An 18,566-nucleotide genomic window follows, 5' to 3' on the forward strand; every position below is an offset into this window, starting at 1 on the left:
GCACGGCACCCGTTTCGAGCAAGCCCCGCCCTCCCCGACCCGCACACCCCCGCAACCGGTGTGCCCGCCAGCAAGGACAGCACGGCGTTGACGATCATGGATTCGCACAGTCCCGTCGCCGATTACGAGAACCTCGGCGACGCGTTCGCCTTCGCCGCCGCGCGCCCGCCCCGCCGCGGTCCCGACCCGCGTGTCACGATCGTGGTGCCGGCGAAGAACGAGGCGGCGAACCTGCGCGAGGTCCTGCCCGAGCTGCCGCCCGTGCACGAGGTGCTGGTCGTCGACGCCGACACCGGGGACGGCACCCCGCAGGTGGCGCGGGAGGTACGCCCGGGCGTCCGGGTGATCAAGCAGACCCGCCGCGGCAAGGGCAATGCGCTGGCCTGTGGTTTTCTCGCCGCGTCCGGCGACGTGATCGTGATGTTCGACGCCGACGGCTCGGCCGACCCGGCGGAGATCCCGCGGTTCGTGGAGGCGCTCACCGGCGGTGCCGACTTCGCCAAGGGCACCCGCTTCGCCCCAGGTGGCGGCAGCCACGACATCACCCACCTCCGTGCCGCGGGGAACGCCGGGCTCAACCGCCTGTCCAACACGCTGTTCAGCGCCGGGTTCACCGATCTCTGTTACGGCTACAACGCGTTCTGGCGCGATCTGGTTGCCTCGCTGAACCTGCCGCCGGTGTTCGCGCCTGCCGGTGAGGAGATGCTGTGGGGGGACGGCTTCGAGATCGAGACCGTCATCAACTGCCGGATGGCCGCGCTGGGCCTGTGGATCACCGAGGTGCCCAGCGTCGAGCGGCGCCGCCTGCACGGCGAGACCAACCTGCGTACCTTCGCCGACGGCGGCCGGGTGCTGCGCACCCTGATGGCCGAGTGGCAGCGGGTCGGCCGGCAGCGCCGCCGCCGCCGGTTCGGCCTGTTCAGCCCCGAGCCGGTCGCGGGCATCGCGGCCCCGCTCGCGCTGGAAACGGGGGCGCCGGAAGCATGACCTCGTTCGACACCAGCGTGGTGATCTGCGCCTACACCGAGGGCCGCTGGGCGGATCTGGCGGCGGCGGTCGCCTCGGCCCGCGACCAGTCGGTGCCGCCCCGCGAGATCATCGTGGTCATCGATCACAACCCGGAACTGGAGCGGCGGGCCGCCGCCGAGTTCGTCGGGGTCACGGTGGTGCCCAGCACCGGACGGCGGGGCCTGTCCGGCGCCCGCAACACCGCCGTGGCGCTCGCCAAGGGCGAGATCATCGCGTTCCTCGACGACGACGCCGAGGCCGCACCGGACTGGCTGGAACAGCTGCTGGCCGGCTACCGCGACCGGGACGTACTGGCCGTCGGCGGGGCGGCCCGGCCACGCTGGCCCGGTGGGCGGCGGCCGGCGAAACTGCCCGCCGGGCGCGGGTCGGTCACCGGTGAGCTGGACTGGGTGGTCGGCTGCACCTACACCGGTCAGCCCACCGCGGAGGAACCGGTGCGGAACCTGATGGGCTGCAACATGTCCTTCCGCCGCGAGGCGTTCACGCTCGCCGGCCCGTTCGCCGAGGACCTGGGCCGCATCGGGCGCACCCCGCTGGGCTGCGAGGAGACCGAGCTGTGCATCCGGCTGCGCCAGGCGCATCCCGGCGCGCGGATCGTGTTCCGGCCGCAGGCCGTGGTGCGCCACCGCGTCACCCCGGACCGCACCACCTGGGCCTACCTGCGCCACCGGGGCTGGGGCGAGGGACTGTCCAAGGCGTACGTCTCGCGGCTGGTCGGCAGCGAGGCCGCGCTGGCCACCGAGCGGGACTACCTGAGCCGGATCATTCCCGCGGCCGTGGTCCGCGAGCTCGGTTGGCTCGCCCTCGGCCGGACGGCCGGCGCCTCCGGCGTGCTCGGGCTGGTGACCGTGGTGTCCGCGACCGCGGCCGGCTACCTGCGTGGCAAGGTCCAGGTCCGCCCGCCCCGGCCGCGCCCCGTGCCGTCGCTGGTGCACGGCCCGATCCACATCGCCACGGTCGACGCGCGCACCGCACCCGAGGAACTGCCCGTGCCGGAGCGGCCGGTGGGCCGGTACCGGGCCGCGCAGGTGCTCGTCCGCGACGGCGACCGCACCGTGGACGTGCTGCTGCTGCCGGTCGAGCGGGGCGTCGTTCGGCTGCCGAAACCGGCCACCGCGCCCGCCCCGCGGCGGCGCCCGGAGGTCACCCGGCCGCCGGTCAGCGTGGTCATCCCGACGGCCTACCGCAAGCGGCAGGCCGTCGTCAGCGCCCGGGCGGCGCTCCAGGCCGGCTATCCGGACCTCGAGGTGATCGTCGTGGACAACCTGCCGCGGCTGCCCGGTGGCGACGACGGGCTGCGTGGCGAGGTGGAGGCGCTGGGCGCCCGCTACGTGGTCGAGCCGCGCCAGGGCGTCAGCGTCGCGCGCAACACCGGCGCCCGCCTCGCCCGCCACGACCTGATCGCGTTCGTCGACGAGAACATCACCGTGGAGCCCGGCTGGTTCGACGCGGTCACCGAGGAGTTCGCCGCCGACCCGTCGGTGGGCTGCGTGACCTCGCTGGTGCTGCCGGCCAGCCTGGAGACCGACGCGGAGGTCCTGTTCGAACGGCTCAAGGGCTACAGCAACGCGGTGCGGTGGCAGCGCATCGACCGTGACACCGCCCGCGAGGACCCGCTCTACCCGCTGTCCATGGCGCGTTACGGCCCGGGCAGCTGCGCGACCTGGCGGCGCGAGGTGTTCGAGGAGCTCGGCGGGTTCGACCCGCTGCTCGGCGCGGGCACGCCGACGATGGCGGGGGAGGACCTGGACCTGTTCGTGCGGCTGGCCCAGGCCGGCGGTGCGGTGGTGCACACCCCGCACGCCGTGGCCCGGCACATCCACCGCGCGGACTGGCTGGAGCTGCGCGAGCGGATGCGCGGCTACGGCGTCGGCCTGGCCGCGATGCTGATGCTGTCCGTGCGGCGCCGCCCGGTCACCGCGTTCTCGATCCTGCGCCGGGTACCGCGCGGCGTGGCGCGGCTCGCGGCCCGCACCCCCGAACTCCCGCTGTCCGACCGGGCCGCCCGGTCCCGGTTGCGCCAGCTGCGCCGCGACGAACGCCTCGGTCTGCTCGGCGGTGCCGGTGCGCTGGTGCGGGCCCGGCGCGTGGGCGGAACCGGCCGCCCCTGATGATGGCGGGCGACGGGCAGGAAGGGCACGTGTGGTCGAGCAGCAGCTGAGGATCCGGCGGTACACCGCCTACGGGCTGCTTGCCGTCTGCCTCGTCACGATCGTCCTGGTCTGGTCCGGTTCCGGTGTTGTGCTGCGGCCACCGGCGGTCCTGTTGTTCGTCCTCACCGCGCCCGGCTGGGCGCTGATTTCCTACGTCAACGTGCGGCACCTGTCGGTCACCTGGATCAGCGCGGTCGGCATCTCGCTGGCGATCGCGCTGATCGTGGCGCAGGTCCTGGTGCTCACGCACACCTGGCACCCGGAGGCGGCGGTGGTGGTGCTCGCGGCCATCACGACGATCCCGCTGGTGCACCACGTCCTGCGCAGCCGCCCGGGCGGGGCCCGATGACGGTCGGCAGGGAGACGGCCCCGGGGAAGGGCATGGTGGCCGACGGCCTGGCGCTGTCGGCCTCGGCCGCGATCACCGCCCTCGCCGGGATGATCGGCTGGGTGCTGGCCGCGCGGCTGCTGCCCGCCGCGGAGGTGGGCGACACCTCGGCGTTCGTGTCCGGGTTCCTGCTGGTGGCCGGCATCGCCGAACTCGGACTCGGCCCGGCGATCCTGCGCTGGCTGCCGCGCGCCGGGGCGCACCGGCCGCGGCTGCTGTTGCGGACCTACCTGTCCGTGCTGGCCGGTGGCGTGGTGGGTTCGCTCGTGTTCGTCCTCGTGCCGGCCGGGGCGGAGGTCGTGGACCGGGTCCCCGCCGGCGCCGCCTGGTTCCTGGTTGCCGGGATCGGCTGGACCCTGTTCCAGTTCCAGGACGCGGTGCTCACCGCGCTCGGCCTGGCCCGCTGGGTCCCGGTGGAGAACAGCGCGTTCAGCGTGGCGCGGCTGGGCCTGCTGGCCGGGCTGGGCGCGGTCGCCGGCGCGCTCGGGCTGGTGTTGTCGTGGGCCGTGCCGACGCTGATCGGCGTCGTGGTCGTGACGGTTCTCGTCGCCCGGTCGGTGCGCCGCACCTCCCCGGGCCTCGCGCCGGGCGTGCTGCCGGACCGGCGCGAGGTGCTGCGGCTGCTCGCGCCGTCCTACCCGGCCATGGTGTGCGTGGTCGTGCTCTACAACCTGGTGCCGCTGATCGTGCTGCACCGCTTCGGCGCCGAGGCCAACGCCGTCTTCTTCGTGGTCTGGACCGCGATCAACGCGCTCGACGTGGCGGCGACCGCGTTCGTCAACCCGCTCGTGGTGCGGCTGTCCGCCGAACCCGGGCACGCCCGCTCGCTGGTCACCGGCGCGGGCAAGCGCCTCGCGCTCGTCTTCGTGCCCCTGCTCGCCGTCGGTGCGCTGCTGGCGTGGGTGATGCTCGCGATCTTCGGCCCGGAGTACACCGCCGGCGCCGGCCTGCTGCGCGTGCTGCTCGCGGCCCAGGTGCCGCGCCTGGTCGTGGTGCTGGGGGTGGCGGTGCACCTGGCCGCCGGCCGCGGCGCGGGGGTGGCGCTGCTGCAGGCCGTCACCGCCGCTTCCGCCGTGCTGCTCGCGCTGCTGGTGCCGGCCGAATCCGGGTTCGGCGTCGGCATGCTCGTCGTCCAGGCGGTGATCGCCGCGGCGGTGCTGGTGGACCTGCGGCGCCGGCTGTCCGGGGTGCGCCCGTGACCGAACCGCCCACCCGGTCCCTGCGCCCGGACCGGCCGCTGCGCCCGTCGCCCTGGCCGCGTGAACCGCTGCGCTTCCCGCAGCCGCCGCCGGGCACCCCGACCCGCTACATCCCCGCCTCCGGCCGCCTCGCGCCGGCGAAACCGCCGGAGTCCCCGGAGTCGCGGGAGTCACCGGAGTCACCGTCCCGCGCGGGCGGCTCGCGTCCCCGGCGGGGTGCCGGGGCGGGGCGGCCCGGGTTCCTCGCCGACCCGTTCTTCGGCCCCGGCCTCGCCGCGGTCGCGGTGGTGCTGTGGATCGTCGGGCTGCACCCGGTCCCGCCCGAGGCGATCGGCGGGCTCGGGCTCGTCGCCGAGCTGTCGGTGCCGACGTTGCTGTCCTATCCGCTGCTGGTCGCGGCGGTGGTGCTGGAACTGCTGCGCTACCGGCCGCGCACCTGGCTGCTCTCGCTCTACACGCTCGTGGGCGTGCTCGGCGTCTACGGGCTGCAACCCGCGGTCGAGGAGGTCGCGCGGCTGCCGGTGGCGTGGCTGCACGCCGGGTTCGCCGATTACATCGCCACCCACGGCGACATCCTGCACGACTACGACGCCCGGTTCTCGTGGGCCGGGTTCTTCTCCCTGGTCGCGATGATCACGCGCGCGGCCGGGATGCCGGACGCGGTCCCGTTCCTGAACTGGGCCCCGGTCGTGCTGTCCGGCCTGGCGGTGCTCGGGGTGCGCGCGCTGGCCGTGTCCGCGCTGGGCAACCGGCGCGCGGCGTGGCTCGCGCCGTGGCTCTACCTGGTCGCGAACTGGACCGAACAGGACTACTTCTCCCCGCAGGGCACCGCGATGGTGCTGCTGCTCGCCGCGCTGGCGCTGACCTTCCGGCACCTGGTGCGGCCGCGGCTGACCGAACCGGTCAAGGCACGCCTGCGCGCCCGGCTCGCGCCGCGCTCGAGCCCGAAGGCGCGGCTGGTCGCGCAGGGCGCGGTGGTCCTGATCGGGCTGGCGCTGGCCCCCACGCACCAGCTCACGCCGTTCGTGCTCGGCGTGCTGCTGCTGCTCCTGCTGGTGTTCGGGCGGCTGTGGCCGGCGTGGGTGCCGTTCGTCATCCTCGGCGGCGCGGTGGTGTGGTTCTCGCTGGGCGCCTCGGAGTTCTGGAGCGGGCAGCTGGTCCAGATGATCCTCAGCCCGCTCGGCGACGTCGGGTCCTCGGTGGACCAGGGGATCGTGGCCCGGTTCGCCGGCAGCCCGGGGCGGCTCGTGGTGCTGACGGTGCGCATCGGCATCACCCTGTGCGTCGCCGGGCTGTCCGCCTACGGGATCTGGCTCATGCGCCGCGACAACCTCAAGTCCTGGCTGCTGCCGGCGCTGAGCATCGCGCCGTTCGGGCTCGCCGTCGCCCAGCCCTACGGCGGCGAGGTCTTCATGCGCTGCTTCCTGTTCTCGCTGCCGGTCATGGCGCTGCCCGCCTCGCTCGCGCTGGAGAAGGCCGTCACCGCGGCGCGGCGGCTGCGCTGGCGCAACCGGCCCGCCCGCACCGTGCTGACCGCGGCGGTGCCGTGGGTCGTGCTCACCGGGCTGCTCGCCGCGACCGTCACCGCCCGCGGGGGCAACGACGCCTACGTCAGTTTCCACGACAGCGACATCGCCGCGGCGAGCTGGGCGGTGCAGCAGGCGCAGCCCGGGCAGCGGGTCGATTCGCTGGTCAACTCGGTGCCGTTGCAGTTCGCCCGGGTGGGCGAGGTGTCGCAGTACGAGGTCGACGGCTACTGCGAGGGTGCGATGGCCGACGTACCCGCACTGGTCGCGTGCCTGCGCGGCAAGGGCCCGGACTATCTTGTCCTCACCGAGCCGCAGTGGGCCTACCTGAAGATCTTCGACCAGGTCCCCGACACCTTCGGCGCCGACCTCGTCCGCGAGCTCGAGGCGACCGGGGTGTACCACCTGGTGTTCGACGATCGCGGGTCGCTGGTGCTCGGCCGGACGACGCCCGCCGACAGGTTCGTGCAGGGCAGTGGCGGAGGGAACACGTGAGCGAGACCCGGACCCTGGGACGCCGGCTGCGCGATCAGGTCCACATCGAGCTGTGGGCGACGACGGTCGGCGCGTTCGTCAACGGGGTGCTCGGCAGCGCGCTGATGCCGCGACCGCTGCGGCTGCTCGGCTATCGCGCGCTCGGCGCCCGCGTGCGCTCCGGCAACATCTTCCCCGGGCTGCGCATCTACGGCGCGCTGCGCAACGTCGAGATCGGCCGCCGCACGTTCCTCAACGCCGAGTGCTACCTGGAGGCCCTCGGCCCGATCACCATCGGCGAGGCGTGCCAGTTCGGCCCGCAGGTCATGATCGTCACCTCGCACCACCGGACCCTGCCCGACGGCCGCGTGTCCCGCGTCGCGGAGGCCAGGCCGGTGGTGATCGGCGACCGGGTGTGGGTCGGCGCGCGTGCCCAGATCCTGCCCGGGGTGCGCATCGCCGACGACTCGGTGATCGCCGCCGGTGCGGTCGTGGCCCGCGACTGCCCGGTGCCCGGGGTCTACGCCGGGGTGCCGGCCCGCCTGGTCCGCGAGACGGCCGTCGTCACGGAGCCCGCGTGAGCCCGGCCGACTGGCTCACCCTGTGCACCGCGGTCGCCGGGGTGGCCCTGCTGGTGGTGCTCGTGGTGCGGACCGTGCTCAAGGAGATCGCGGTCGGGCGCCGCTCGACGGATTCGGCGTCCGCGCGGGACCGCCGGATCCGCACGCTCGACCTGGTCGCGGTGGCGCTGACGGTGCTGACCGCGGCCGGCGCGGTGTGGCGGATCGTGGTGGGTCTCGCGGTGTGATCCGGTCAGTGCGGCAGCAGGATCGCCAGCGGTGGCAGTCGCAGGCTGACCCCGCCGGTCCGCAGGAGCTGGGGCGTGCTCCGCGGATTGACCGTGACCTGCCCGCGCGGCGTGCTGAACTGCACCGCGTGCGCCGGCCGGGCCACGTCGACCAGCCCGGCCCGCAGCCGCGGCGCGAGCCAGGTCCAGGCCGCGGTCAGGCTCATCGGCCGCAACCGGTCCACGCCCGGCCGCGCCTCCGACCACAACGCGGCGTAGGGCAGGTCGTCGCTGGCCTCCGGCTGCCACAACAGCATCGCGGCGGCACCGGCCTCCTCGGCCCAGGCCACCGCGTCCAAAGTGGCCACCGCGCGCGCCTGGTCCACCGGTGGCGCGGCCTGCGCGGTGCCGGCGCTGCGGGTGAGGGCGGTGCCGGCCGGGAGCGTGGTGTCCGGGGCCTTGCCGTCCGGGGGTTTGGGGTCCGGCGGTTTGCTGTCCGGGTAGAACTCCGACCACCACACCGGCAGCCCGGTGACCCCGCGGGCCCAGCGGGTCGCGTCGGCGTAGATCTGGGACGCCTTGTCCGGCGTGGTGATCAGGCCCTTGTCGCGGGTGCCGGTGGAGGCGTCCAGCGCGACGAAATCGCCGCCGTGCTTGTGCTCGTTCCAGTACGACACGACGTCCAGCGACCGCTGGTCGACCACGCCGTACGGGCCGCGCAACTGCGACGGGTGATCGGTTGCCGCCGGCGCGGACCAGCTGGTCAGCACCACGTACGGGCCGCCGATGCGGGCGTCCGGCCGCACCCGTTTCACCGCGTCGTAGACCTGGTTGTACAGGTCGGTGTAGGCCGCCACGTCCCAGTTGTCGCGGGCGGCGTTCCAGAAGCCCTTGAGCTCGTTCCACACCTGGAAGTACTGGACCTGGGGATAGCGCTGGGCGACCTGCGCGGACAGGCGGGCGAAGTCGGCGAAGTGCGCCCGCAGCGGCGCCGCGGCCAGATTGTCCCAGTTGGTCGTGCCGATCGCACCGCCCTTCATCCAATCCGGAGCGCAGCACAAGGTGATCACCGGTGTGCCGCCGGTTCGCTCGATCAGGTCCATTCGTTCGTCCAATCGGGACCAGTCGTAGCGGCCGGGTGCGGGCTCGGGATTGCCCACGCCGAAGCCCATGATGTGCTGGTTCTGCAGCATCGGTGTGGCGCCCAGGATCTGCTCGCCGCTCTGCCGCTGTCCGGGTGTGAGCCACGAGTCCAAGCTGTACTGTGCGTGCGTCACCCCGAGGACCAGACCACCCTCGCCGGGATGCAGCACCACGGGCGGTGGCTCCGGGGTTCGGTCGGACTTCCCCGGAGGCCAGCTGAACAGCCCCGCCACCAGCAGGGCGACCATCGCTACGATCCCCACGCGAGCCAGCATGCGTGACCGACCACTGTCTTGCCTGTTCAGAGCTACACCCGGAAGGGGGAAATGCCCGTGAGCGCGGCCTCGGTTTCCGTGTGCATCCCGGCATACCAGGCCGGGCGATACGTCGCCGGCACCGTCCGCAGCGTCCTGTCGCAGACCTTCGAGGACTTCGAAGTCGTCGTGCTGGACAACGCCTCGAGCGACGCGACCCCGGAGATCGTGCGGGGTTTCGCGGACCCCCGGGTGCGTGTGCTCCGCAACGACCGGGTGCTGCCGCTGGCCGAGAACTGGAACCGCGCCGTCGCCGAGTCCAGGGGGCGCTACGTGAAGCTGCTGTGCGCCGACGACCTGCTGCACCCGGACTGCCTGCGCCGCCAGTACGAGGTGCTCGCCACCGATCCGGGGATCGCGCTGGTCTGCGCGCGCCGCGACATGATCGACGAAACCGGCGCGGTGCTCGCCGCGAACAGGGGGTTGCGCGGGCTGGTGGGCCGGCACGAACCGGACGCGGTGATCCGCAAGGTCGTGCGGCACGGCGGCAACCCGCTGGGCGAACCGGGGGGCGCGCTGTTCCGCCGCGAGCAGTTCGACGCCGTCGGCGGCTGGGACCCGGGCTGGAAGTTCCCGATGGACCTCGCGCTGTGGATCCGCCTGCTGGGTCACGGGGCCTTCTACGGCCAGCCGGAGTCCCTGGCCGCGTTCCGCATCGCGCCGGGCACGTTGTCGGCGCAGGCGGGGCGGGCCGAGTACGCCGAGCAGCGGGCGCTGTCCGAGGACCTGGCGAGCGACCCGGTGTGGGGGGTGCGGCCGGTGGACCGGCTGGTCGGTTCGGCGATGGCGCCGTGGGCGCGGTTGCGGCGGGTGGCCCTGTTCCTGATGGCCCGCAGCCAGGGGGCGCGTAACTAGTCCCTCGATGGGGGGAAGGTAGTTTGACGCGCGTGGCGCGTCGCGTAGTCATCCTGGTCGCCTGCGTAATCCTGGTGGGTGTGGCCGTCCTCGCCGTCCGGGTGACCTCGGGCCGCTTCAGCGGCGGCGACTGGCCGACGGTGCGCACCCAGGCGCCGAGCACGGCGCTGGTCACCCCGGACCGCTCAGGCGAGGCCGCCGCCGACTACGGCTGGCGGCTCGTCGCGCAGGACGACTTCGACGGCCGCCGGGTGAACACCGCCGACTGGGAGGTCTACGCCGGGCGGAACCCGGTGTCCGGGGAGACGCTGAGCGCGGACCAGTGCGTGGTCCGCGACGGCATCCTCACCCTGGTCGGCAACGGTGACGACACCGCCGCGACCTGCGGTATCGCCTGGCGCGCCGACCGCACCTACGGCCGGTGGGAGGTCCGTGCGCGCTTCCCGGCTCCGGCGGACCCCGACTTCAACCCGGTTCTGCTGCTGTGGCCGGAGAGCGACACCAACACCGACGGCGAGATCGACTTCGCCGAGATCTACGATCCGGCGCGGCAGTACGTGGAGAGCTTCCTGCACGGCCCGGGCAACACCGCCGCCGGGCAGACCAGGAAGTCCCCCTTCGACATAACCGGGTGGCACAACTACGCCCTCGAATGGCAGCCCGACCACGTCACCTGCTACATCGACGGCGTGGCCTGGGCGACCTACGGCAGGCCCGGGACCATCCCGGACCAGCCGATGCACCTGGTCATCCAGCAGAACCACAACCGGCACAAGGCCGCGGCCCCGATCCGCAGCACCGCGGAGATCGACTGGGTGCGTCTCTACGAGTGACGACCCGCACACGCGAAATAGTCAAGCACTCAACTATGTTGGCCGTTGAGCAGGCCCACAAATCGTCCAGGGGAGTACCCATGACCTCGACCGCCAGCCTCGCCGACCTCCTGCACCTGCCGCCGGACGTGCAGAACCTGTTGTTCCGCGAGGCTCGCACCGCGAACTCGTTCGCCGACGAGCCCGTCGGTGAGGAGCAGATCCAGGCGATCTACGACCTGGTGAAGTGGGCGCCGACGTCGATGAACACCCAGCCGCTGCGTGCGCTGGTCGTCCGCACCGAGGAGGGCAAGCAACGGCTGCTGCCGCACATGTCCGAGGGCAACCGCGCCAAGACTGCGAGCGCCCCGGTGACCGTGGTGCTGGCCGCCGACACCGACTTCCACGAGAAGCTGCCCCGCACGTTCCCGCACAAGCCGGGCGCGAAGGACCTCTTTTCCGGGGACGAGAGCGCCCGTGAGCGCGTGGCGCGGCTCAACGCGCTGCTGCAGGTCGGCTACTTCATCGTCGGCGTCCGCGCCGCCGGGCTGGCGGCCGGTCCGATGACCGGCTTCGACGCCGCCGGGATCGACCGCGAGTTCTTCGCCGACCGCACCTGGAAGTCCCTGGTCGTGGTCAACATCGGCAAGCCGGGCGAGAACCCGTGGTTCGACCGGCTGCCCCGGCTGGACTACGACGAGGTGACCGACACCGTCTGAAGTCCCTCGCGCGAAGCGGCAGGCGGGCGGCGGATAGCATCGGTGGGACATCACTTCGTTCGAAGGAGCCCATCGTGAACCAGCCGTCGTCCGCCGCAGCCGCACCCGCCGTCAGCGTGGTGGTGCCGGCCGGGACCACGGCCGGCGCCGCGATCCGCGAGGCGGGGCTGCCGACGAAGGGGCCGGAGGCCATCGTCGTCGTCCGCGACGCCGACGGGCGCCTGCGTGACCTGGCGTGGGCGCCGGAGTCGGACGCCACGGTCGAGCCCGTCGCGGCCGGCACCGAGGACGGCCGCAGCGTCATCCGGCACTCCGCGGCCCACGTGCTCGCCCAGGCCGTGCAGCAGCAGTTCCCGGAGGCCAAGCTCGGCATCGGCCCGCCGATCAAGGACGGCTTCTACTACGACTTCCTGGTCGACAAGCCGTTCACCCCGGAGGACCTGCAGGCGCTGGAGAAGCGCATGAAGCAGATCATCAAGGGTGCGCAGCAGTTCTCCCGCCGCCGGTTCGACTCCGTCGAGCAGGCGCGGGAGGAACTCGCGGACGAGCCGTTCAAGCTCGAGTTGATCGACCTGAAGTCCGATCTGGACACAGTGGACACCGCCGAGGTGATGGAGGTCGGCGGCGGTGAGCTGACCATCTACGACAACCTGGACCCGCGCACCAAGGAGCGCGTGTGGAGCGACCTGTGCCGCGGCCCGCACGTGCCCACCACCAAGTTCATCCCGGCCTTCACGCTGACCCGGGTCGCCGCCGCCTACTGGCGTGGCAACGAGAAGAACCCGCAGTTGCAGCGCATCTACGGCACCGCGTGGGAGTCGGCCGAGGCGCAGGAAGCCTACCTGGAACGGCTGGCCGAGGCGGAGCGGCGCGACCACCGCCGGATCGGCGCGGAGCTGGACCTGTTCTCCTTCCCCGAGGAGATCGGCTCGGGCCTGCCGGTCTTCCACCCCAAGGGCGGCATCATCCGGCGCGAGCTGGAGAACTACTCGCGCCGGCGGCACGAGGAGTCCGGCTACGAGTTCGTGAACACCCCGCACATCACCAAGAGCGGGCTGTTCTACACCTCGGGCCACCTGCCCTACTACGCGGACACGATGTTCCCGCCGCTGCCCCTGGAGGGCGAGGAGTACTACCTCAAGGCGATGAACTGCCCGATGCACCACCTGATCTTCCGCTCGCGCGGGCGGTCCTACCGGGAGCTGCCGCTGCGGCTGTTCGAGTTCGGGACGGTGTACCGGTACGAGAAGTCCGGCGTGGTGCACGGCCTGACCCGGGTGCGCGGGCTGACCATGGACGACTCGCACATCTACTGCACGCCGGAACAGATGCCGGGCGAGCTGCGGTCGCTGCTGCGGTTCGTGCTGGACCTGCTGGCCGACTACGGCCTGTCCGACTTCTACCTCGAGCTGTCCACCCGCGGCGACTCGGACAAGTTCATCGGCTCCGACGAGGAGTGGGAGGAGGCCACCGAGACGCTGCGGCAGGCCGCGATCGAGTCCGGGCTCGAACTGGTGCCGGACCCGGGCGGGGCGGCCTTCTACGGCCCGAAGATCTCGGTGCAGGCCAAGGACGCGATCGGCCGGTCCTGGCAGATGTCGACCATTCAGCTGGACTTCAACCACCCCAAGCGGTTCGAGCTCACCTACACGGCCGCGGACGGCAGCCGCCGGCAGCCGGTGGTCATCCACCGCGCGTTGTTCGGGTCGATCGAGCGGTTCTTCGGCGTGCTCACCGAGCACTACGCCGGCGCGTTCCCGGCCTGGCTGGCCCCGGTGCAGGTGGTCGGCATCCCGATCGCCGACGAGCACGTGGAGCACCTGCAGGGTGTGGCGAAGGCCTTGCGCGCCAAGGGGATCCGCGTCGAGGTGGACAGCAGCGACGACCGGATGCAGAAGAAGATCCGCACGCACACCACGCAGAAGGTGCCGTTCATGGTGCTGGCGGGCGGCAAGGACGTCGAGGCCGGTGCGGTCTCGTTCCGGTTCCGTGACGGCAGCCAGATCAACGGTGTGCCGGTGGCGGACGCGGTGGAGGCTGTCGCCGGCTGGGTCGCGCGGAGGGAGAACAGCTCGCCGACCGCGGAGGCGTTGCAGGCGGTACTGCCTTGACCGAGCCGGAGCTGGTGGAGCAGGACGGGGCCGGGGTCCCGGACGCGTTGCAGCGGCTGTGGACCCCGCACCGGCTGGCCTACGTGCAGGGCCAGGACAAGCCGGCGGGTGACGAGCCCGAGGGGTGCCCGTTCTGCCGCCTGCTCGGCCTGGACGACGCCGACGCGCTGATCCTGGCGCGCGGCGAGCACGTCTGGGCGGTGCTGAACCTCTACCCGTACAACCCGGGGCACCTGATGGTCCTGCCGTACCGGCACGTGGCCGACTACCCGGACCTGACCGCGGACGAGACGCGTGAGCTGGCGGAGTTCACCCAGCACGCGATGAAGGTGGTGCGGTCGGTGTCCGGGGCGCACGGGTTCAACATCGGCATGAACCAGGGCGTCATCGCGGGTGCGGGGATCGCCGCGCACCTGCACCAGCACCTGGTCCCGCGCTGGGGTGGCGACGCGAACTTCATGCCGGTGATCGGGCAGACGAAGGTGCTGCCGCAGCTGCTCGGCGAAACCCGCGAGCTGCTGTCCGCGGCGTGGCGCCGGGTCTAGCGAAGCGGGACGGGCCCGGACGCCGTGGCGTCCGGGCCCGTGTCCGGTGGGTGGTCCTCAGCTCTGCAGGAGGGCCTCGATGTTCAGCTCGATCCGGACCTTGTCGCTCACCACGGCGCCCGGCACGTTCGCGCCGACACCGAAGTCGGTGCGCTTGATCTCGGTGGTGGCGGAGATGCCGAACACCTTGCTGCCCTCGGCCAGGCCGTCGGCGAAGCCGCCGACCTCGGCGTTCAGCGTGACCGGCTTGGTGACCCCGTGCAGGGTCAGCTCACCGTCGATGAAGTACTCGCCGTCCTCCGCCCGGACCCCGGTGGAGACGAAGGTCAGCGTGGGGAACTGCTCGACATCGAGGAAGTCGGCGTTCTTGACGTGGGCGTCGCGGTCGGCGTTGTTGGTGTCGATGCTGGCGGCCTGGATGGTGGCGGTCACCTTCGAGTCGGTCAGGTTCGCGCCCGTCACGATCTCGCCTTCGACGGAGTCGAACCGGCCGCGGACCTTGGACACGCCCAGGTGGCGCACGACGAAGTCGACGTCGGAGTGCACCGAGTCGATGGTCCAGGTGCCCGCGATGTAGCCGGGGATCTCGGTGGTCGAAGCAGTCATGGGTCGTCTCTCCTCGGGGAAGCGGGGGTCTGGTTGAGCCCTCAACCAGACCGTAGCGGAAAAAGATTGAGCGCTCAACTAGGGGTAGGATGTGTGACATGTCCGAACCGCGATGGCTCAGCGCAGAGGAGCAGCGCGTGTGGCGCGAGTTCTCGATCGCCGTCACGATGCTGCGTGGCCACGTGGAAACCCAGCTCCAGCGCGACGCCGGCATGCCGCACACCTACTACGAGGTGCTCGTCGTGCTGTCCGAGGCGCCCGGGCGCACCCTGCGCATGAGCGAGCTCGCCGAGAAGTGCCATTCCTCACGCAGCCGCCTCTCGCACGCGGTCGCCCGGCTGGAGGCCAACGGCTGGGTGCGCCGCGACAGCTGCGGCACCGACAAGCGCGGCTCCTTCGCCCGGCTGACCGATCGCGGCTTCGCCGCGCTGCAAGCCGCGGCCCCCGGACACGTGGAGGCGGTCCGTGAGGCGTTGTTCGATGCGCTCACGTCCGACCAGGTCCGCGCGCTGGGCGAGATAGCCGAGGCGATCCAGCACAAGCTCACGCCGCGGTGCGCCGCGGCCATGGCCGCCCTGGAGGAGCCGCTGGACGAGCGGGTCTGATCTCCCGCGGCGGCGGGTTGGGCGCGCCGCGTCACCGGATCGTCGTAGCGGGTGGATAGGCTGCGTCCAGCACACCCGACCCCGCAGCCCCAGGTGAACGCCGAGAACGATGGACATGCCCGCCGAAACCGCCATCCCGACGATCCGATGCTGAACATCTTCGCGCGAGCGTCCGTCTCGCGAGCCCTGGACCCGCTCGGTCACGCGCTGGTGCGGGCCGGCCTGACCCCGAACGCGATGACCGCCATCGGCACGGCCGGGGCGATCGTGTCCGCCCTGGTGTTCTTCCCGAACGGGATGCTGCTGGCCGGCACGTTCACCGTGTGGGGTTTCGCGATGCTCGACCTGCTCGACGGCGCGATGGCCCGCGCCCGCGGGTACGGCACCCCGTTCGGCGCAACTCTCGACGCGACCTGCGACCGGCTCGCCGACGGCGCGTTGTTCAGCGGCATCGCCTGGTGGTGCTTCGCGGTCGAGCACAACCTGCGCGCGGCCGCTGCGTGCCTCATCTGCCTGGTGCTGGCCCAGGTCATCTCCTACATCAAGGCCCGCGCCGAGGCCGAGGGCCTCGCCGCCGACGGCGGGCTGGTCGAGCGCGCCGAGCGGCTGATCATCGCGCTCGTCGGCACCGGGCTGGAAGGGTTCGGCGTGCCGTTCGCGGTCGAGGGCACGCTGTGGCTGCTCGCGGCCGGCTCGATCGTCACCACGGTCCAGCGGATGCTGGCCGTGGCCGCCTCCGCACGGGAGGCGGGCTGATGGGCCGGTTCGGCGAGCGGATGGCGGACCTGGGGTACGCCGCGGGCTGGACCGTGGTGAGCCGGTTGCCGGTCCCGGTGGCCCGGTCCGGGTTCGCGCTGGCCGCCGATTTCGCCGCGTGGCGCAAGGGCCCCGGGGTGCGGCAGCTGCGCCGCAACCTGGCTCGCGTGGTGCCGCAGGCCGGCGAGACCGAGCTCGACGAGCTGACCCGCCAGGCCGTGCGCTCCTACGCCCGCTACTGGCACGAGGCGTTCCGGCTGCCCAGCCTGGATCCCGCGCGGATCCGGTCGCGGGTCGAGGCGACGATCAGCGGCGTGGAGAACCTCGACGCCGCGCTCGCCGAAGGCAACGGTGCGGTGGTCGCGCTGCCGCACAGCGGGAACTGGGACGTGCCGGGCATCTGGGCGGTCGGCCGGTACGGCCCGTTCACCACCGTGGTCGAGCGCCTCAAGCCGGAGTCGCTGTTCCAGCGGTTCGTGGCCTACCGCGAGTCCCTGGGCTTCGAGATCCTCTCCGCCGACGGCGGCACCGGCTCGTTCCGGTTGCTGCTGCAGCGGTTGCGGGAGAACCGGGTGGTCTGCCTGATCGCCGACCGGGACCTCTCCGGCGGCGGCGTGCCCGTGTCGTTCTTCGGCGAGAAGACGAGCATGCCGGCCGGCCCGGCGCGGCTGGCCGCGAGCACCGGCGCCGCGCTGCTGCCGGTGGGCAGCTGGTTCACCGAGGACGGCTGGGGCATCCGGATCCACCCGCGGATCCGCGTCACGCACCGCACCGAGGTGCCCGCCGCGACCCAGGCGCTGGCCGACATCTTCGCCGGCGACATCGCGGCCCACCCCGCGGACTGGCACATGATGCAGAAGCTGTGGACCGCCGACGCCGGGGAGGACGGCGTTCCGGCGCGGGAGGAAGCGGCGTGAAGGTCGGGATCGTCTGCCCGTACTCCTTCGACGTCCCCGGCGGCGTCCAAGGGCACGTCACGGACCTGGCGCGCGCGCTGCTGGCGCGCGGGCACCAGGTGTCGGTGCTGGCACCCGCCGACGACGACGCAGACCTGCCGGACTTCGTGCAGCCCGCGGGCAAGGCGCTCGGCATCCCCTACAACGGCTCGGTGGCGCGGCTCCAGTTCGGGCCGGTCTCCTACGCCCGGGTGCGGCGCTGGCTGCGGGAGGGTGCGTTCGACGTGCTGCACCTGCACGAGCCCGCCGCGCCCAGCCTGTCGCTGCTCGCGCTGACGGTCGCCGACGGGCCGATCGTCGCCACGTTCCACACCTCCACGCCGCGCTCGCGGACGCTGTCGGCGTTCCAGCCGGTGCTGCGCCCGCTGCTGGAGAAGATCACCGCGCGGATCGCGGTGTCGGCGCTGGCGCGGCGCGTGCAGGTCGAGCACGCCGGCGGGGACGCGGTGGAGATCCCGAACGGCGTGGACGTCGAGTTCTTCTCGCGCGCGCGACCGCTGGACGGCTATCCGCGGGCCGGCGGCACGATCGGGTTCGTCGGCCGGTTCACCGAGCCGCGCAAGGGCATGGACGTCCTGCTCGACGCCGCCCGCCGCCTGCTGCCGGAGTTCGGGGACCTGCGGCTGCTCGTCGTCGGGCGCGGCGAGCCCGAGGTGCTGCACCGGATGGCCGGACCGGAACTCGCCCCGCACCTGGAGCTGCTCGGTCAGGTCGACGACGCCACCAAGGCTCGGGCGCTGCGCAGCGTGGACGTCTACTGCGCGCCGAACACCGGCGGCGAGAGCTTCGGCATGATCCTCACCGAGGCGATGGCCGCCGGCACCGCTGTCGCGGCCAGCAACCTCGACTCGTTCCGCCGGGTGCTCGACGACGGCCGGGCGGGCGCGTTGTTCCCGACCGGGGACGGCGCGGCGCTCGCCGCGTGCCTGCGCGAGCTGCTCGGCGATCCGGCGCGGCGGACGTCGCTCGCGGCGGCGGCGGGGGAGCGGGTGGCGATCTTCGACTGGCCGGTCGTGGTGACGCAGGTGCTGCGGGTGTACGAGACCGCGATCGCCGCCGATCCGCGCCGGGTCAGTGCGCGGGAGGCGCCGCTGTGAACGTCTTCGTGCTGGTCGTCACGATCGTCGCGGCGGTGGTCGTGCTCGGCGGCCTGTTCCTCGTCGCCACCGCGAACCGGCTGGACCGCCTGCACGTCCGGCTCGATGCGGGGTGGGCGGCGCTGGACGCGGCGCTCGCCCGGCGGGCGGTGGTGGCGCGGGCGGTGGCCGCGGTCGACGGGGCCGCACCGGGCCTGCGGGAGGCGGCCGACCTCGCGGAGAAGGCCCCCCGCGCGGAACGGGAGGTTGCGGAGAACGAGCTCACGCGCCTGCTCGCGACGATCGACCGCACGCGGCTGCCCGCCCAGCTGGCCGGGGAACTCACCGACGCCGAGCACCGCGTGGTCATCGCGCGCCGCGTGCACAACGACGCGGTGCGGGACACGCTGGCGCTGCGCCGGCGGCGGAAGGTGCGGTACTTCAAGCTCGCCGGCACCGCGCCGCGGCCGGAGTACTTCGAGATCGCCGAACCGCCGCTGCCCGGCGCCTAG

General features: G+C 72.8%; 19 protein-coding genes. 17 read left to right on the forward strand and 2 right to left on the reverse strand.

The annotated features are described in order from the left end of the window. Nucleotides 1-60: 60 nt before the first annotated feature. The 7 genes from FHX46_RS13345 to FHX46_RS13375 are packed head-to-tail and all read left to right on the forward strand — an operon-like array spanning nt 61 to nt 7,577. Nucleotides 61-987 (forward strand): glycosyltransferase family 2 protein, encoded by a 927-nt coding sequence (locus FHX46_RS13345; protein WP_167113894.1) that lies wholly within the window; start codon nt 61-63, stop codon nt 985-987. Further along, nucleotides 984-3,140, forward strand: coding sequence for a glycosyltransferase (locus FHX46_RS13350; protein WP_167113897.1), 2,157 nt, complete (start codon nt 984-986; stop codon nt 3,138-3,140). The genes FHX46_RS13345 and FHX46_RS13350 overlap by 4 nt, the downstream gene beginning before the upstream one ends. Before the next feature lie 31 nt (nt 3,141-3,171). Further along, nucleotides 3,172-3,531, forward strand: coding sequence for a hypothetical protein (locus FHX46_RS13355; protein ID WP_167113900.1), 360 nt, complete (start codon nt 3,172-3,174; stop codon nt 3,529-3,531). Next, entirely contained in the window at nt 3,528-4,769 is a 1,242-nt protein-coding gene (locus tag FHX46_RS13360) for a lipopolysaccharide biosynthesis protein (RefSeq protein WP_167113903.1), read from the forward strand. Before FHX46_RS13355 ends, FHX46_RS13360 begins: the two co-directional genes overlap by 4 nt. Then, nucleotides 4,766-6,790 (forward strand): hypothetical protein, encoded by a 2,025-nt coding sequence (locus FHX46_RS13365; RefSeq protein ID WP_167113906.1) that lies wholly within the window; start codon nt 4,766-4,768, stop codon nt 6,788-6,790. Before FHX46_RS13360 ends, FHX46_RS13365 begins: the two co-directional genes overlap by 4 nt. Further along, on the forward strand, nt 6,787-7,350 hold the full coding sequence (locus tag FHX46_RS13370; RefSeq protein WP_167113908.1) for an acyltransferase: 564 nt from the start codon (nt 6,787-6,789) through the stop codon (nt 7,348-7,350). The genes FHX46_RS13365 and FHX46_RS13370 overlap by 4 nt, the downstream gene beginning before the upstream one ends. Next, on the forward strand, nt 7,347-7,577 hold the full coding sequence (locus FHX46_RS13375; protein ID WP_167113911.1) for a hypothetical protein: 231 nt from the start codon (nt 7,347-7,349) through the stop codon (nt 7,575-7,577). Before FHX46_RS13370 ends, FHX46_RS13375 begins: the two co-directional genes overlap by 4 nt. Before the next feature lie 5 nt (nt 7,578-7,582). Here the strand turns inward: FHX46_RS13375 and FHX46_RS13380 are convergent, their stop codons facing one another. Then, nucleotides 7,583-8,962, reverse strand: coding sequence for a hypothetical protein (locus tag FHX46_RS13380; protein ID WP_313886119.1), 1,380 nt, complete (start codon nt 8,960-8,962; stop codon nt 7,583-7,585). Between the two features lie 69 nt (nt 8,963-9,031). On the opposite strand from FHX46_RS13380, the gene FHX46_RS13385 reads away from it, so the two are divergent. The 5 genes from FHX46_RS13385 to FHX46_RS13405 all read left to right on the forward strand — a co-directional run bounded on the left by FHX46_RS13385 (nt 9,032) and on the right by FHX46_RS13405 (nt 14,055). Further along, a complete protein-coding gene (locus FHX46_RS13385; protein WP_167113917.1) occupies nt 9,032-9,868 on the forward strand; it encodes a glycosyltransferase family 2 protein in 837 nt (278 codons plus the stop codon). 32 nt (nt 9,869-9,900) lie between these two features. Beyond that, nucleotides 9,901-10,701, forward strand: a complete 801-nt coding sequence (locus FHX46_RS13390; RefSeq protein ID WP_313886120.1) for a glycoside hydrolase family 16 protein — start codon at nt 9,901-9,903, stop codon at nt 10,699-10,701. An 80-nt stretch (nt 10,702-10,781) separates the two neighbouring features. Beyond that, nucleotides 10,782-11,399, forward strand: coding sequence for a malonic semialdehyde reductase (locus FHX46_RS13395; RefSeq protein WP_167113920.1), 618 nt, complete (start codon nt 10,782-10,784; stop codon nt 11,397-11,399). A 74-nt stretch (nt 11,400-11,473) separates the two neighbouring features. Next, entirely contained in the window at nt 11,474-13,510 is a 2,037-nt protein-coding gene (gene thrS / locus FHX46_RS13400) for a threonine--tRNA ligase (protein ID WP_167113923.1), read from the forward strand. Then, entirely contained in the window at nt 13,507-14,055 is a 549-nt protein-coding gene (locus FHX46_RS13405; protein WP_167113926.1) for an HIT family protein, read from the forward strand. Before thrS ends, FHX46_RS13405 begins: the two co-directional genes overlap by 4 nt. Before the next feature lie 57 nt (nt 14,056-14,112). On the opposite strand, the gene FHX46_RS13410 is transcribed toward FHX46_RS13405, so the two are convergent. After that, nucleotides 14,113-14,661: a YceI family protein gene (locus tag FHX46_RS13410; RefSeq protein WP_167113929.1), complete on the reverse strand. Its 549-nt coding sequence runs from the start codon at nt 14,659-14,661 to the stop codon at nt 14,113-14,115. Between the two features lie 98 nt (nt 14,662-14,759). Between FHX46_RS13410 and FHX46_RS13415 the strand changes: the two genes are divergently transcribed. From FHX46_RS13415 to FHX46_RS13435, 5 genes are all read left to right on the forward strand, one after another. Further along, complete coding sequence (locus tag FHX46_RS13415; RefSeq protein WP_167113932.1) at nt 14,760-15,266, forward strand: MarR family winged helix-turn-helix transcriptional regulator; 507 nt, start codon at nt 14,760-14,762, stop codon at nt 15,264-15,266. A 147-nt stretch (nt 15,267-15,413) separates the two neighbouring features. Next, nucleotides 15,414-16,022 (forward strand): phosphatidylinositol phosphate synthase, encoded by a 609-nt coding sequence (pgsA, locus tag FHX46_RS13420; RefSeq protein WP_167113935.1) that lies wholly within the window; start codon nt 15,414-15,416, stop codon nt 16,020-16,022. After that, nucleotides 16,022-16,939, forward strand: coding sequence for a phosphatidylinositol mannoside acyltransferase (locus tag FHX46_RS13425; RefSeq protein WP_167113938.1), 918 nt, complete (start codon nt 16,022-16,024; stop codon nt 16,937-16,939). Before pgsA ends, FHX46_RS13425 begins: the two co-directional genes overlap by 1 nt. Beyond that, nucleotides 16,936-18,075, forward strand: coding sequence for a glycosyltransferase family 4 protein (locus tag FHX46_RS13430; protein ID WP_167113941.1), 1,140 nt, complete (start codon nt 16,936-16,938; stop codon nt 18,073-18,075). Before FHX46_RS13425 ends, FHX46_RS13430 begins: the two co-directional genes overlap by 4 nt. After that, on the forward strand, nt 18,072-18,566 hold the full coding sequence (locus FHX46_RS13435; RefSeq protein ID WP_167113944.1) for an NUDIX hydrolase: 495 nt from the start codon (nt 18,072-18,074) through the stop codon (nt 18,564-18,566). Before FHX46_RS13430 ends, FHX46_RS13435 begins: the two co-directional genes overlap by 4 nt.

Origin of the sequence: Amycolatopsis viridis, assembly GCF_011758765.1 — a bacterium.
Classification (GTDB): Bacteria; Actinomycetota; Actinomycetes; order Mycobacteriales; family Pseudonocardiaceae; genus Amycolatopsis_E; species Amycolatopsis_E viridis.

Excerpts from the sequence above, each read along its gene's own strand:
- FHX46_RS13350 (WP_167113897.1), top strand. The coding sequence starts at position 984 with ATGACCTCGTTCGACACCAGCGTGGTGATCTGCGCCTACACCGAGGGC.
- FHX46_RS13410 (WP_167113929.1), bottom strand. The coding sequence starts at position 14,661 with ATGACTGCTTCGACCACCGAGATCCCCGGCTACATCGCGGGCACCTGG.
- FHX46_RS13415 (WP_167113932.1), top strand. The coding sequence starts at position 14,760 with ATGTCCGAACCGCGATGGCTCAGCGCAGAGGAGCAGCGCGTGTGGCGC.
- pgsA (WP_167113935.1), top strand. The coding sequence starts at position 15,414 with ATGCTGAACATCTTCGCGCGAGCGTCCGTCTCGCGAGCCCTGGACCCG.
- FHX46_RS13425 (WP_167113938.1), top strand. The coding sequence starts at position 16,022 with ATGGGCCGGTTCGGCGAGCGGATGGCGGACCTGGGGTACGCCGCGGGC.
- FHX46_RS13395 (WP_167113920.1), top strand. The coding sequence starts at position 10,782 with ATGACCTCGACCGCCAGCCTCGCCGACCTCCTGCACCTGCCGCCGGAC.
- FHX46_RS13360 (WP_167113903.1), top strand. The coding sequence starts at position 3,528 with ATGACGGTCGGCAGGGAGACGGCCCCGGGGAAGGGCATGGTGGCCGAC.